The sequence below is a fragment of the Cupriavidus sp. 05N38 genome, from assembly GCF_056397345.1.
Window position 1 is genome coordinate 1 of record NZ_JBFTNF010000114.1, and the last position, 13434, is coordinate 13434.

At 60.5% G+C, this 13434-nt stretch carries 12 protein-coding genes and 4 pseudogenes; 9 read left to right on the forward strand and 7 right to left on the reverse strand.

Annotated elements, in window-relative coordinates:
• Both AC1DK4_RS39145 and AC1DK4_RS39150 read right to left on the reverse strand, forming a co-directional pair.
• Positions 1 to 152 (reverse strand): annotated as a pseudogene (locus tag AC1DK4_RS39145) (ABC transporter permease); the annotation flags it as partial.
• 66 nt (positions 153 to 218) lie between these two features.
• The gene (locus AC1DK4_RS39150; RefSeq protein ID WP_441624247.1) at positions 219 to 380 is read right to left on the reverse strand and encodes a hypothetical protein; all 162 of its coding nucleotides are present in this window, start codon (positions 378 to 380) and stop codon (positions 219 to 221) included.
• A 452-nt stretch (positions 381 to 832) separates the two neighbouring features.
• Here AC1DK4_RS39150 and AC1DK4_RS39155 point away from each other — a divergent pair, with 452 nt between their 5' ends.
• The 4 genes from AC1DK4_RS39155 to AC1DK4_RS39170 all read left to right on the forward strand — a co-directional run bounded on the left by AC1DK4_RS39155 (position 833) and on the right by AC1DK4_RS39170 (position 5892).
• Positions 833 to 1489 (forward strand): response regulator, encoded by a 657-nt coding sequence (locus AC1DK4_RS39155; protein ID WP_441624249.1) that lies wholly within the window; start codon positions 833 to 835, stop codon positions 1487 to 1489.
• 322 nt (positions 1490 to 1811) lie between these two features.
• Positions 1812 to 2927, forward strand: a complete 1116-nt coding sequence (locus AC1DK4_RS39160; protein WP_441624251.1) for a porin — start codon at positions 1812 to 1814, stop codon at positions 2925 to 2927.
• 439 nt (positions 2928 to 3366) lie between these two features.
• On the forward strand, positions 3367 to 5349 hold the full coding sequence (gene acs, locus AC1DK4_RS39165; protein ID WP_441624253.1) for an acetate--CoA ligase: 1983 nt from the start codon (positions 3367 to 3369) through the stop codon (positions 5347 to 5349).
• A 246-nt stretch (positions 5350 to 5595) separates the two neighbouring features.
• The gene (locus AC1DK4_RS39170; RefSeq protein ID WP_441624254.1) at positions 5596 to 5892 is read left to right on the forward strand and encodes a hypothetical protein; all 297 of its coding nucleotides are present in this window, start codon (positions 5596 to 5598) and stop codon (positions 5890 to 5892) included.
• A gap of 87 nt (positions 5893 to 5979) precedes the next feature.
• Here AC1DK4_RS39170 and alr read toward each other — a convergent pair whose 3' ends face one another.
• The 3 genes from alr to AC1DK4_RS39185 form a co-directional block, all read right to left on the reverse strand.
• Positions 5980 to 7089, reverse strand: a complete 1110-nt coding sequence (gene alr, locus AC1DK4_RS39175) for an alanine racemase (protein ID WP_441624256.1) — start codon at positions 7087 to 7089, stop codon at positions 5980 to 5982.
• Between the two features lie 113 nt (positions 7090 to 7202).
• Entirely contained in the window at positions 7203 to 7736 is a 534-nt protein-coding gene (locus AC1DK4_RS39180; RefSeq protein WP_441624258.1) for an aminotransferase class V-fold PLP-dependent enzyme, read from the reverse strand.
• 52 nt (positions 7737 to 7788) lie between these two features.
• Entirely contained in the window at positions 7789 to 8646 is an 858-nt protein-coding gene (locus tag AC1DK4_RS39185; RefSeq protein ID WP_441624259.1) for a GNAT family N-acetyltransferase, read from the reverse strand.
• Between the two features lie 396 nt (positions 8647 to 9042).
• Between AC1DK4_RS39185 and AC1DK4_RS39190 the strand changes: the two genes are divergently transcribed.
• Positions 9043 to 9912 carry a cupin domain-containing protein gene (locus AC1DK4_RS39190; protein WP_441624261.1) on the forward strand — a complete coding sequence of 290 codons (870 nt, stop codon included), beginning with the start codon at positions 9043 to 9045 and terminating at the stop codon, positions 9910 to 9912.
• 141 nt (positions 9913 to 10053) lie between these two features.
• Here AC1DK4_RS39190 and AC1DK4_RS39195 read toward each other — a convergent pair whose 3' ends face one another.
• Positions 10054 to 10989 (reverse strand): LysR family transcriptional regulator, encoded by a 936-nt coding sequence (locus AC1DK4_RS39195; RefSeq protein WP_441624263.1) that lies wholly within the window; start codon positions 10987 to 10989, stop codon positions 10054 to 10056.
• Positions 10990 to 11379: 390 nt separating this feature from the next.
• On the opposite strand from AC1DK4_RS39195, the pseudogene AC1DK4_RS39200 reads away from it, so the two are divergent.
• The 4 genes and pseudogenes from AC1DK4_RS39200 to AC1DK4_RS39215 all read left to right on the forward strand — a co-directional run.
• Positions 11380 to 11475 (forward strand): annotated as a pseudogene (locus AC1DK4_RS39200) (FAD-dependent oxidoreductase); the annotation flags it as partial.
• A 28-nt stretch (positions 11476 to 11503) separates the two neighbouring features.
• Positions 11504 to 11845: pseudogene (locus AC1DK4_RS39205) on the forward strand (FAD-dependent oxidoreductase); the annotation flags it as partial.
• 117 nt (positions 11846 to 11962) lie between these two features.
• Positions 11963 to 12664: an HAD-IA family hydrolase gene (locus tag AC1DK4_RS39210; RefSeq protein WP_441624264.1), complete on the forward strand. Its 702-nt coding sequence runs from the start codon at positions 11963 to 11965 to the stop codon at positions 12662 to 12664.
• An 85-nt stretch (positions 12665 to 12749) separates the two neighbouring features.
• Positions 12750 to 13100, forward strand: a complete 351-nt coding sequence (locus tag AC1DK4_RS39215) for a cupin domain-containing protein (protein WP_441624266.1) — start codon at positions 12750 to 12752, stop codon at positions 13098 to 13100.
• Positions 13101 to 13255: 155 nt separating this feature from the next.
• Here the strand turns inward: AC1DK4_RS39215 and AC1DK4_RS39220 are convergent.
• Positions 13256 to 13434: pseudogene (locus tag AC1DK4_RS39220) on the reverse strand (sarcosine oxidase subunit beta); the annotation flags it as partial.

A 13434-nucleotide genomic window follows, 5' to 3' on the forward strand; every position in this document is an offset into this window, starting at 1 on the left:
GGCGTCCTGGCGGCGTCCTGGCCGAGCTGTTCCTGCGCGGCATCGCCGGGCAATACCGCGGTGATGGCGAAGACGATGGCCGAGACGGCCAGTAGCGAGATCAGCGCCAGACCGATGCGCCGCGCCAGCAGACGCAAGATGAACAGGTTCATGGTGTCTCCTTTCTTAGTTTGTAAATCAGGCCGCGAGTCGCACGTGATCGACTGGCGAATCACCCATCAGACGCCCGGTGGGATCTGGCAAAAGCCCTGGATCTGCTTCCGCTGCGGTATGGAACGCCTCGCGCTGAAAGATTTCGAAAAACGGTGGTGCAGGGCGCTCATGATCCGGGTTGATTCGTCTGGGCCGATAAAGCTCTCGAACGGCTTCTTCTCTGACATGGCAATGACTCCTGGAACGGGGGCCAGGGTCTTTGTGGGATGCGACATTGAAGCATGTGCGCTCAAGCAATTAGTGGGGTAATCCGGGCCATGACAGTAATAGCTGCGGTTTCATGTGTCCCATTTGGCATTGCATGCCGTGCGCTCAGCGCGCGTGCATGTGCACCGCAATATCGGTCGGGATTTACCCTAGGAGTGCGTCATCTTGGTGCGAGCCCGGATGYAGTAATTTTTTCCTATCAGATGCTCGCGTGTTCATCGCATCATGATTTCCCCTTTTCGCCCGGCGCTGCCACCACTGCAATGACATACGCCACGAATCCGCACGATGTAGACGACACGGCAGCCCTGGCGGTCCTGGACAATCTGCGCCGTGGCGAGCCGCTCAGCGGTCTTGTCGACCGTGTGAAAGGGTACTTAAAGATTGTGCGGCTCTATTCTGCTTCCAGGCGATGACCACCAAAACTACCGCTGTGATTGCCGACGATCATCCCGTGGTGCTCGCCGGACTGGCGCCGTACATGGCACGTCAAGGCATTGACGTCATGGCCATCGCGGATAGCGTCAATGGGCTCCTGTTGGAACTCAGGAAGCATGCATTGCTACTGCCGGATATCGTCATCATCGGCTATGACTATGGTGGAGAGATCGACGGGTTACGCCTGATAGAGCGACTACGCCGGATGTACCCCAAGGTGAAGATCGTGGTCTTCTCCGGGGCGCGTCCAAACGGCCTGGTTCGTCAATTGCTGGCGAAAGGTGCCCACGCGTTTGTCGCAAAATCAATGGATCTGCAGTTCGTGGCGGATGCATGTCAAGCCGTCCGCTCAGGTTCCAAGTACATCGACCCCGCCACGGAGAGGTTGTTGATTGCACCGCCCCACCTTTGCGAAGACCGGTGCGACGATCGTCTTAGCCCACGCGAACGCGAGGTAATTCGTCTCCTGGCGCAAGGCTATCCGCTTCAGGAGATTGCACGGAAATTCCAGCGCAGCGTCAAGACGATCAGTGTCCAGAAGTGCTCGGCCATGAGCAAGCTTGGGCTGCGAAATGAAATTGAACTGGCCATGTACCTTGTCAAGGACAGGCACGCGGTGATCGAGTCCTGACTACAAGCGGTGCGCTAGCAACCGTAGTGTGAAAAAAATGGGGCTGCCCAAGAGCAGCCCCGTACGGGCTCTACTGCAAAGCCATGGAAAGTGTCGATATATGCTGATGAACATACACGAGACAGCAGAGCTACCGCACATCCTAAGCCGATACTTGCCTGACGGATATAGGCGGTTGCCTAAAAGAAGCTTTAGATTAAATAGCAACACTGATGGTCAAACTACGGATTGTTAATTATCAAAAAACAGATGCAGAATCCGAGTCGCCCCAATTCGAACCGATACGAATTGGATACTTACTGTTCTTCGAGGAAATCATTTCATGAAAATCAATCTGTCGGCCCTTGCAGTCGCCTTGCTGGTGGTCCCCAGCGCGTATGCGCAATCGAACGTAACGTTGTACGGTGTTGCGGATGTGGGTATTGAATACCTGAACAAGGCCGTTGCTTCGACGGGTACCGTACCGGCCGGTGCCCAGGGAAACAATCTCTGGGCCCTGCAATCTGGCAACCAGTCCGGATCGCGCTGGGGACTGCGCGGCGTAGAAGACCTGGGTGGCGGCATGAAGGGCATCTTCCTGCTGGAAAGCGGCTTCAACCTGGATACCGGCACCTCGGCGCAGGGTGGCCGTCTCTTTGGTCGCGGCGCCTACGTCGGTCTGCAGAACCAGTGGGGACAGCTCACCCTGGGCCGGCACACGACGCCGTTCTATGACTTTGGCGTTACCTATGACCCGATGGCGATCGCGAGCCGCTATTCCATCGGTGCACAAGACCCGTTCATGGGCGGGGCGCGCGCCGACAACTCCGCCAAGTATATGGGGACGTTCGGCGGCCTGAGCGTGACTGGCCTGTATAGCTTCAACAATAACAACCAGGAGGTCGCGGGCAATTTCACCAACGGGCGTGAATACTCGTTCGCTGTGAACTATGCTGCGGGCGGATTCGCCGTTGGCGCCATTTACGACCAGTCGAACCGGTCGGCAGCCACGGCTCTTTCGACCAATAGTCTGATCAGACGGGCCGCAGTCGCCGGGACATACACCTTCGGTCCTGCCAAGCTCTACGGCGGCTACCGATATGCCCACGCGTTCAACGGTGCCACCCTGCCTGGTGTTGCGCTGACCAACACATTGTCGAACCTCGGTTGGGTCGGCGTTGGCTATCAGGTATCGCCGGCGCTGTCGGTCAGTGGCTCCGCGTACTACCAGAACCTGCGTCAGTCGAACGCCGGCAATCCGTGGCAGTTCGTTGCGCTGGTTGACTATGCACTGTCGAAGCGCACGGATCTTTACACGACGGTTTCATACGCACTGAACCGCGGCAAGTCGAATCTGGGGGTGAACGGGTTCAATGACCAGTTGGGTGCGAGCAGCGAAGCCGTGCAGCCGGGTGCAAACCAGTTTGGCGCTGTCGTTGGCATCCGCCACAAGTTCTGAGCTTAAGTCCGTTAGTGCAGACCCGGGGCATCTCCGGGTTCTTGATACAACTCCGTTCGGCTTCAGAGTTTCCAGGTTTGGAGCGCCGTCCGTCCCGGGACGGCTTCGCGTTGGCCGCCGGCTTCCGCATCGTGTCAGCCACAGCGGCGCAGCGTCAGGCCTCCAACTGCGGGCGAGAAAACACCGGAAATTGCAAGTTCAAAGCGTATTCGGCAGCTTCTGCCAGCGCTGCGATGCGATACTGTATCCGGATCGCGAGCCTGCTCTCGCTGTTCATGGCGAGGAAATACAAAGTACGTACCGCCGTAGCCGACAGCCATCACTGTCGTGGGCTATGCCGATTCCTTCGTCGCCATGATGCCCTTCAGACATCGCCACCGGTGATACCAGCCCGCTGGATCATCGGTTGATAATTTTCTAAACGCTCAGAGAAGTAGCCATGTCCGACATCGCGCCCATGAAACGGGAACCCGAGCTATTCAATCCGTCCGTGCAGTTTGTCAACAACGCGAACATTTCCGGCATGGAAGGCTACCGGGCGATGTGCGCTGCAGCCGAAGAAGATTACGAAGGCTTCTGGGCCCGGCATGCGCGCGACCTCATCAGCTGGCATAAGGCGTTCACCAGGACGCTGAACGAGGAGCAAGCTCCGTTCTACCGTTGGTTCGAGGATGGCGAGCTTAACGTTTCGTACAATTGCCTCGACCGCAATCTGTTGAACGGCAATGCCGAGAAGACAGCGATCGTCTTTGAGGCCGACGACGGCCATGTTACGCGGATCACGTATGCGCAGCTTCACGCAAGGGTCTGTCAGCTTGCCAACGGCTTGCGGGCGCTTGGCGTAGGGCGGGGTGATCGCGTGGTCATCTACATGCCGATGTCCATCGAAGGTATCGCCGCCATGCAGGCTTGTGCGCGCATCGGTGCGGTGCATTCCGTGGTCTTCGCCGGCTTCTCTGCCAAGTCCCTGCGCGAACGGATTATTGATGCCGGCGCGGTGGCGGTGATCACGGCCGACGAGCAGGTGCGCGGCGGCAAGCATCTGCCGTTGAAGTCGATCGTCGACGAAGCCATGGACCTGGGTGGTTGCGACACTATCAACAACGTTATCGTTTACAGGCGCACCGGCGCCAGCATCGATCTCGTCCCGGGACGTGACCGCTGGCTGGATACGCTGATCGTCGATCAGCCCATCACCTGCGCGCCGGAATGGGTCGGAGCTGAGCATCCGCTGTTCATCCTCTACACGTCAGGTTCTACCGGCAAGCCCAAAGGGGTGCAGCATGCATGCGGTGGCTATCTGCTGTGGGCGATGCTGACGATGAAGTGGACCTTCGACATCAAGTCCTCCGACGTATTCTGGTGCACGGCCGACATCGGCTGGATCACCGGCCACACCTATATCGCCTACGGCCCGCTTGCGGCGGGCGCGACCCAGGTCGTGTTCGAAGGTGTGCCGACCTACCCCAATGCCGGTCGGTTCTGGGACATGGTCCGCAAGCATCGAACCACGATCTTCTATACTGCCCCGACGGCGATCCGCGCGCTGATCAAGGCTTGCGACAAGGACCCGGACGTGCATCCGAAGCACTATGACCTGTCCAGCCTGCGCCTGCTCGGCTCGGTGGGCGAGCCGATCAATCCGGAAGCCTGGATGTGGTTTTACAACTACGTTGGCAACGGGAAATGCCCGATCGTCGATACCTTCTGGCAAACCGAAACCGGTGGGCACATGATCAGCCCGATGCCTGGCGCGACGCCGTTGCTGCCGGGCTCCTGCGCGCTGCCGTTGCCGGGGATCGTGGCCGCGGTGGTGGATGAATCCGGCAACGAAATGCCGAACGGACAAGGCGGAATCCTGGTCATCAAGCGCCCGTGGCCGTCCATGATTCGCACGGTCTGGGGCGATCCGGAGCGGTTCAAGACAAATTATTTCCCTCAGGAACTGGGCGGCAAGCTTTACCTGGCAGGCGACGGCGCGGTGCGCAATGAAAAGACCGGCTACTTCAGCATTACCGGTCGCATCGACGACGTGCTCAACGTCTCCGGTCACCGTATGGGCACGATGGAGATCGAATCGGTGCTCGTCGCTAACCCGAGCGTCGCAGAGGCCGCCGTGGTGGGCAAGCCGGACGAGACCACCGGTGAGGCCATCTGCGCCTATGTCGTGCTGAAGGGCGCCCGCCCTCAGGGCGAGGAAGCGCAGCGGATCGCCAGGGAGCTGCGCGACTGGGTCGCCAGGGAGATCAGCCCCATCGCCAAGCCAAAGGAAATCCGCTTTGCCGACAACCTGCCCAAGACACGGTCGGGCAAGGTGATGCGCCGGCTGCTGCGCAGCATCGCAAAGGGCGACCAGATTACGCAAGACCTGTCGACCCTTGAAGATCCTGCCATCCTGGAGCAGCTCAGGCGCGCGCAGTAATTTTGCGATCTGGCCGGCGCTTCGTACACAGGGCGAGGCTGGCCGGTCAATGCACGTTGGTCAGCAAATGACTATACGAGGAGACTCAGGAACTGATGGCGAACGTTGTCAAGCCCTAGCGTATGCTCGAAACGATCAAGGACGGGCATTGGAACTATCATCTGCAGGCAAATGAAGTGCTGAAGGCAGGGAACATCAAGCTGGACACGGAGGTCTGCAATGTCGCCTAAGCGACGATGGACGGCAATGCAGGAGCGTTACCCTTCGCTGGGTGTATTCGGGTACATCAACATGATGCTCAATTCGTCCATGCATCCCAGGACTCAGCACCGCGTTTTGGACTGCGTTGAGGAACAGCGCGTATGGGAGTGGCCGGGTTCGCCCGGCATTGGCATCACCCGTTTCGGGCGCTTCGAGCATTCCTGCTGTGTGACGTTCGCACGTAGCGGCCATCACGCCATGTACTACGTGTGCCAGAACGGACGCTATCTCATGGAAGAAGCGCCGACATTTGTATCCGAGTTCCATGCAGGCGATGAGTGACAGCATGCATCGTGCGACACGGTGCATGCTTTCGGGCAAAGCCGACAGTCTGCAGATCAACGCAGACCGGTTCGCTGCGCGGCGCGGTCAGTAGTCCAGCGGCTCCACTTCCACCCGTACGCGCGGTGCGATGGCGCACATCAGTTCATAGCCGATTGTTCCGGCTGCGGCAGCCACGCTGTCGATCGGAACGTGCCTGCCCCAGAGTTCAACGGACGTTCCAGGTGTGGCATCCGGACACCCGGTCAGGTCGACGGCGAGCATATCCATGGACACGCGTCCGACCGTCCGCGTATCGCGATTGCCGACCCGCACCGGCGCATAGTGCCCGATGTCGGATGAACTGGTGCGCGGATAGCCATCGGCATAACCGCAAGCAACGATGCCGATGCGGCGTGTGTCTGGAGCGACGTAGCGGGAGCCATAGCCCACTGATTGTCCGGGCCGCAGTTCCTGCACGGCCAGAATCTTGCTCTGCAATGTCATCGCTGCCCGCAGTCCTTGGTCCTGCACGTCCCGCCAGCAGCCCGAAGGCGAAGCACCATAGAGCATGATGCCGGTGCGCACCCAGTCGGTGCGGCTGTCTGGATGCCAGAGCATGCCAGCCGAATTCGCCACGCTGATCTCCCCTGGCAGTCCACGGGTCGCCGTGCGGAAGACTTCCATCTGCCCGCTGATGCCGGTCGAGCCGTCAGCGTCCGAGAAGTGGGTCATGTGCGTAATTGAACGAATGGCTTCGATGGCCCTGATTCGTTGCCAGGCTGCTCTGTAGTCTGACGGGCTAAAGCCCAGCCGGTTCATTCCTGAATTCAGCTTCAGGCAAACGTCCAGCGAACGCGGCGCCAGTTGGTACTCGGGCGCAAGCACTTCGAGCATGCGTAGCTGCGCTTCGCAATGTAGCGCCGTACTCAGGCGATGGGTGCCCAGCAAGGCGACATCGGCGTCGTCGAAGAAGCCCTCCAGCAGCAGGATCGGCTTGTTCCAGCCGAGCTCGCGCAACTGGATGGCTTCCTGCGGTTCCAGCAGCCCGAAGCCATCGGCTGCCTGCAATGCCGGGTAGACCCGTTCGATCCCATGCCCGTAGGCGTTGGCCTTCACTACTGCCCAGACACGGGAGGACGGCGCTGCGCGGCGGGCAAGCGCGAGGTTGTGGGTTAGCGAATCCAGGTGGATCGTGGCGACAATGGGACGTGGCATAGGTTGTCGGGATAGTGGGCGGGTCGCCTGGCACAGAAGGCACGGCATGCCTTGCACGGCACGCTGGAGGCGGGTCTCCCTCCGCGCCAGCTATTGCCGCGGCGGTGATGGATTTATGGCATTTTCTGGTGGTAATACTTCGCCCGTGACGGCGCCCTAACTCGCGTCTTCGGCGTGATGCCCGCTTCGTACGCCTTGAAGATTTCCTCGTCGCTTGCCGTCAGGTCGAAATCGACACATGCAACCTCGATGCCCTCCCTTTGCTGGCGCTGCTGCCATGCCGCGCACGCGCTCGGATAGTCCCACGCAGAAATCAGGACCTGGTCGTTGGCAGTGAGCGGTATGCCGAAAATGGCCGTGCTCAGACCCTCCGAAGTATTACGGTTCAGCGCGATTTCTTCCGGGCTGCAGTCGGCCAGTTGCGCGAGCTGCTGCTTGATGGCGGGGAGCTCGGCGTCGAGCTTGCTCCACATGTTGACATCCGGGTTATGGCTGACGAGGCGATAGGCATCAATCATTGCCTGTTCGACCACAAGCGGCGGGGGACTGACCGCGGCATTGTTGAGGTTCAGCAACGGCTGTTGCCTGGGATACGCGTCGCGAATGCGTTCCCAGAATGCTTCATCGGTGGCATGACTGCTGGACATTGGGTATTCCCCTGCCTTTTCCGTCATAAGATGGCGGCTGTTTCGACGTGGCTCAGCAGAGCGCCTGGTTGATGATTGCGAACTGCTTGAGCGCGCTATCCGCCGGCGGCACGCCATTACGTGCCATCGCCACGACGGTATCCACCTGAACCAGTCCCACCTGCGCGAGCCAGTCCTGCAGGCCGCTCGTTCCCGTGACATCCACTCGCACGAAAGACCCGGTGTAGGCGCCAGACCAGCAGGCAATCAAGGCTTTCGCGCGTTCACTATCGGAGGCCACCACCGGCCCGATCGCATAGCCCCGCCCGAAGCGGCGCATGACCGAAAATCCGACCGCTTCGCCATTGCGCTTCAGCACCACGGTCTCGGCCGTGGAGAGCAATGCCCTCAGCACTTCGCCCCGCGACATGCCGGTAGCGCGATTCCCCAGTTCGATGATCGTCTCGATATCGCCGGGCTCAAACGGATGCAGCGTTTCCCCTCCGGCAAGTGCAACCGGGTCGACGGCATTCATCGTGCCCTGATGCTGGTTGATGGTGCCGGTCGCGACAAAGCCGAGGCGTTCATACAGCGGCTGTCCGGCGGGGGTTGCATTAAGCAGCGTGCAGCGGTTGCCAAGCGCTTCCAGAACCAGGCGCATCAACTCACTGCCGATGCGCTTGCCTTGATGTGCCGGCGACACAATGATCATCCCGAGCGATGCTTGCTGTCCCTGCTTCCAGCAAAGCCCCGTGCCGATCGCCACGCCAGCTTGCTCGGCGACGAAGCCGGTTCCAAGGCGAAGGACAAATTGCCAGTCTTCGGCACGATGCGGCCAGCGCAAGGCTTGCGACAGCTCATGTGCGGCGGGCACGTCCTCTTCGCTCATCGAGCGGTAGGAAACTGGCGCATGGATATCGTGGCTTGGCATGGTGTCTTCCTTTTGAGTAAGCCGAATCAGCAACACGTCTGGCAGGACTACGAACTGAAGCAATCTTGCCACAGTGTTCCCGCCTCTTTACGGCGCAAATGCGATTCCACATGATCCCCTGACTGCCGCTTCATCACGCAGAGCTTATGCCGTTGGGTCAGCGCCATACCGCACAAATTGCTACGCCCACGCTCGTCCAATGGGCTTGCGGGATGCAGTCAGCTTTCGCACGGAAGGGGATTGACCGACGTCCATCAATAGCGACTTGTTCGGGATGCAGCAAATTATGCTGAACGGCACGTTAAATGCCGCTGTTTCTATGCGTGGACACTGTCCAAACGGGATACTTCAGAAGCTCGATGGTGCTGTAATTCTGTCCGGGGCGTAGGCGACGTCATGGCGGAGCTGATTCATGTCGGGACACACCTACACCGATCGAACTTTTTCCCTATTGAAGGTTTGCGCGGCTCATGGCTACGCAGCGTAATCCTCATTGAATCGCGAGAGCAAGTCATGTCGAATTTGCAGCAGGGTTCCACCGTGCGCGCCACGCCGGCTACCTTTGTCAATTTGCGCACGTTTGCGCAAGACCATTCCCTCGGTATTCCCTTCACCGACGCTTCCGAGGAAAACGACTTCCTTTTCCGCCGTCGCATGCTGGACTTGCCGCCGGGACCGGTAACCGTGGGCGTTATCACACTGGACGGCGGGTGCGGGTCGGTAAAGGCACAGCCGGCAGATGAACTCATCATCGTCTGCGAGGGCAAGCTGACGCTGACCCAGCCGGATCGCACGGTCGTGCTGGGTCCGGGCAACAGCGCTGTGTTGTTACATGACGCAGAGTTCGCCTGGTCTGCGGAGTGCCCGGTGTCGATCATCTTCATGCGCTACAACGACAGCCGCCCCGGAGCGCGCGCGCTGCTGCCGATCGCAGAAGAGCCGGCACTGGAGCCGTCCGGCGCACCTTCGGCCGCGTTGCTGCTCACCCCGACTCCAGCTTGTCGCAACTACACAGACTATCGCTCTCAGGACGGGCAGTTCGTCTGCGGCACCTGGGATTCGACTCCCTACCATCGTCGGGCGATGCTCTATCCCCACTACGAACTGATGTATCTGTTGGAGGGCAGCGTGACGTTTGAAGATGAAACCGGCCGTAGCGGGACATTTTCGCGCGGCGATATCTTCCTGGTCGAACAGAATGCGCAGTGCAGCTGGGATAGCCGTGAGCAAGTGACCAAGGTCTATGGAATTTTCCGGCCGGCCTGATTCGTATTGCGAGCCGTTGACGTTTACTGGTGGTCTCCGCTTCACTGTGAAGCCTTGCCCACAGGCAGTCATGCCTGTGGGCTTTTTATTTGATGGTGCCTTGGATGCGCTGCGCAATGAACTGCACCGCAGGCGGCATCATTAGCGTCCGACCAGCTTCAACAGGCGCAGGCCGGGATACATGCGGTCGATCTCCACCAGATCCTGGTAGGTCTCTTCGAGGATCCAGTCGCGCAGCCTGGTTACGGTAGGGCGAGGGGACGTGGGCGCCTGCTGCACCAGATAGCATTGCCGGTTCGCGACATGAACCTGCGCGATGGCCGGCACCAGCGCGCCCAGCCTCATCCAGTGGGTGACCACGTTCAGCCAGCCCGGCGCAATGCCCTGGCCGAGCATCGCCGTCTGCACCACGATCGAATAGTCGGAAAAATTCAGGTGGTAAAAGTCCCGGCTGCGCTGACCGAGCTCGGGAAACAGCGTCGGCCAGTCACGGTTGCTGTCGGTCAGGTTGATGAGGACGTCGCTGTCGCGGCCGGTATCGTCCCGATAGGCCGGGCTGCACACCGGCACGATGATTTCCGGCATCAGCAACACGCTGTTTTGCGCTGCCTCGCCTGGGGAAAAAAATCGCAGCCCCAGGTCGACGTCATGCAGAGGTCCGCCAACCTTCCCGGAGACCAGCTGGAACCGCAGGTCGACGCCGGGAAAGTCCCGCCGCAGCTTTTCCATGCGCGGCATGATCCAGTGCGTGGTAAAGGCCGTCGAAACGGAGAGCGTGACGGTCTCCAGTCCGGTTGCGCGCGTTTCGATTTCACTGATCGACGCCTGGATGACGTTGAAGCCTTCGGTGATGGCGCGATGGAGCAGGCGACCGTTCTCGGTCAGCTCGACGCCCCCACGTACCCGATTAAAGAGCCGCACGCCCATGCGGTCTTCCATGCGCGCCAGCATCCGGCTGACGGCCGGCTGGCTGACATAGAGTTCGGCGGCGGCCTTGGTCAGGCTGCCGCAGCGCCCGGCGGCCTCGAAGACGAACAGGGCATTGGCGCTGGGAAGTTTTCGCCGGAAATTTGCCATAACCTCAGATTATGTTCGGCCCAACAATTGGGATGTTGTCGTGCTGGCAGGGGCTCTCTACACTTTGTGCATCGTACAACGGATTATCGGGGCAAGGCCGTGTCTGTGCGTCACATCGGGTTATCGGCAGTCGAATTTGCCGGCGGCAAGGGAGGCGATGGCTACCTGGCCGCTCCTATTACATTGAACGCCAACGCGGCCTCGTCGGAACTGGCGCAGGCATCACCCGGACCGGCCGCGTCGGACGCATCACGGAACGTTTTGATCCCCCGCAGGGGCATCCTGGTGGACCCTGCCCACGCGGGCGCGCCTTGCTCTTCCGACCCCTATTGGCACCATGGCCTTGCGCCGTTCCCGAGCGCGGCATCCGAGCTGCCCGCCAAAGTCGATGTGGCGATCGTCGGCGCGGGATTCTGCGGCTTGTCCGCGGCCCAGACGCTGGCCAGGCAGGGTGCGAATGTCGTGGTGCTAGAAGCGCAGGGTTCGATTGCAGCGGAGGCGTCGGGCCGCAATGGCGGCCACGTCAACGATCCTGCGCACCACCATGCCGGAGGGCTTTCCGCAGCTTGCCGACGTGGCGATCACGCATTGCTGGGGCGGGTTGGTCGACATGACGCAAGACCGCCTGCCGCACGCCGGCGAGCGCGACGGTCCTTACTACGCGATGGGATTCAGCGGGCATGGCACGCAGATGGCCGTGCTGATGGGGCAGCGCATGGCCCGCGTGATGGCGGGGGATATCCTGGCCAACCCCTGGCGCATGCGCGACTGGCCTGCCATCCCGGGCCATCTGGGACCGCCGTGGTTCCTTCCCGCCGTCGGCCTGTACTTCAAGCTCAAGGACCTGGTGTCGTGAGCCCACTGAACCGGAAGTGGCCCGATCAAGCTTTGTTTCGATGTCTGGCACCGCGGTCGCCTCCATACGCGACCAGTCGGCAGTTTTCTTTCTCTTCTTTACTAGCGGAGGTATTTCATGGCACTCAAAGACTTCAAGGTACTTACGTTCGATGTGGTTGGCACGCTGATTGACTTCGAGGGCGGGATGCTCGACTACTTCCGTCGCGCCGTGCCCGGCAGCCCCATCAGCGATGAGGATTTCCTGGCCGCCTATCGCCGTACCCGCGCCGCTGACAAGACGATGTGGTATCCCGATGACCTGGAACGTTGCTGGCACCTGATGGCGCAGAGCCTTGGCCTCCCCGACTCCGACGCACTCGCCTGTGGCCTGCGGGACTCCGTGGTCAACTGGAAGGCGTTCCCGGATTCGGTCGAGGCGCTGAAGCGTTTGCGCAAACATTTCAAGCTGGTGGCGATGACCAACGCCCAGCGCTGGGCACTGACTCACTTCGAGAAGACGCTGGACTTCCCGTTCGACGACACGGTCACCTGTGACGATGCCCTGACGGAAAAGCCCGATCCTCAGTACTTCGCCTATGCGCGTGGCCGCTATGACGGCAAATGGGGTTACAAGCAGGCAGACAATCTTCATGTGGCGCAGAGCCAATATCACGACATCGGCATTGCGAAGAAGCTTGGGCTGAAGACCTGCTGGATCGAGCGCCGTCATGCACAGCCAGGATCTGGCGGCACCATGGAAGTGCCCGAGCTGACCAAGCCGGACTACCACTTCCACTCCCTGGCGCAACTGGCCGATGCGGTCGAGGACGATAAGTAACGCAGTCCTACCCGGAGGCGGTGTCGCTGTGTCGCACCGCCCTTGCTCGTCCGCCGTCTCGTATCCATCTCACTCCCTGATCTCCATGCCCATTGCCATCATTCCGCATTCCGCGTCTTGCAGTGACCTCACCGACGACGGTCCTGTCGGCAGACCGTTAAGCCAACCACCGTGCCGCACCAGCAGCTTCAAGTTTGACATCGAGAGCGCCGGACAGAACCGGGCCGGCCTTTGGGAATGCACAGTCGGCGCCTACGAACGGCAAGTTCCGGAAGCAGAAGTCATGCACATCCTTGCCGGTGAATGCCTGTTTACGCCGACGGGTGGGACGCCTATCCGGATCAAGACCGGCGATACGCTGTTCTTCCCGGCGAACACGACCGGCATCTGGGAGATCCTGGAACCCCTGCGAAAGGTCTATGTGATTCTGCAGTGAGCGGCACGCGAGCGGGGACGATCATTGCACGCTCGCGCATCTGAATAGAGCCACGAGGCGACGCATACGCCCCTCTCTCGCGTGCGAGTCGCAAGCGGGAGAGGGGGCAAACCGGCGGCACGCAGGCTTTGTCAGGCTGTGTTGCGATTACTGGATCAGTTCGTTTCCAGCAGCACCTGCGCACGCGCAAAGCGCTCGATGGCATAAGGCTCCAGCGGAATCGAGGTACGGCCCGTGGCGATCAGCTCCGCCATGGTTTCGCCCACGCCGGGGCTGATCGCAAAGCCCTCGCCATTGAAGCCGAAGGCGTAGTACAGGCCGGGCACCGTGGCGC

What these genes read in the sequence shown, in the direction of transcription:
- AC1DK4_RS39215 (WP_441624266.1), top strand. Translation starts at nt 12,750, where the DNA reads ATGCCCATTGCCATCATTCCGCATTCCGCGTCTTGCAGTGACCTCACC.
- AC1DK4_RS39180 (WP_441624258.1), bottom strand. Translation starts at nt 7,736, where the DNA reads ATGTCCAGCAGTCATGCCACCGATGAAGCATTCTGGGAACGCATTCGC.
- AC1DK4_RS39150 (WP_441624247.1), bottom strand. Translation starts at nt 380, where the DNA reads ATGTCAGAGAAGAAGCCGTTCGAGAGCTTTATCGGCCCAGACGAATCA.
- AC1DK4_RS39185 (WP_441624259.1), bottom strand. Translation starts at nt 8,646, where the DNA reads ATGCCAAGCCACGATATCCATGCGCCAGTTTCCTACCGCTCGATGAGC.
- AC1DK4_RS39210 (WP_441624264.1), top strand. Translation starts at nt 11,963, where the DNA reads ATGGCACTCAAAGACTTCAAGGTACTTACGTTCGATGTGGTTGGCACG.
- AC1DK4_RS39195 (WP_441624263.1), bottom strand. Translation starts at nt 10,989, where the DNA reads ATGGCAAATTTCCGGCGAAAACTTCCCAGCGCCAATGCCCTGTTCGTC.
- AC1DK4_RS39160 (WP_441624251.1), top strand. Translation starts at nt 1,812, where the DNA reads ATGAAAATCAATCTGTCGGCCCTTGCAGTCGCCTTGCTGGTGGTCCCC.
- AC1DK4_RS39190 (WP_441624261.1), top strand. Translation starts at nt 9,043, where the DNA reads ATGGCGGAGCTGATTCATGTCGGGACACACCTACACCGATCGAACTTT.
- acs (WP_441624253.1), top strand. Translation starts at nt 3,367, where the DNA reads ATGTCCGACATCGCGCCCATGAAACGGGAACCCGAGCTATTCAATCCG.
- alr (WP_441624256.1), bottom strand. Translation starts at nt 7,089, where the DNA reads ATGCCACGTCCCATTGTCGCCACGATCCACCTGGATTCGCTAACCCAC.
- AC1DK4_RS39170 (WP_441624254.1), top strand. Translation starts at nt 5,596, where the DNA reads ATGCAGGAGCGTTACCCTTCGCTGGGTGTATTCGGGTACATCAACATG.
- AC1DK4_RS39155 (WP_441624249.1), top strand. Translation starts at nt 833, where the DNA reads ATGACCACCAAAACTACCGCTGTGATTGCCGACGATCATCCCGTGGTG.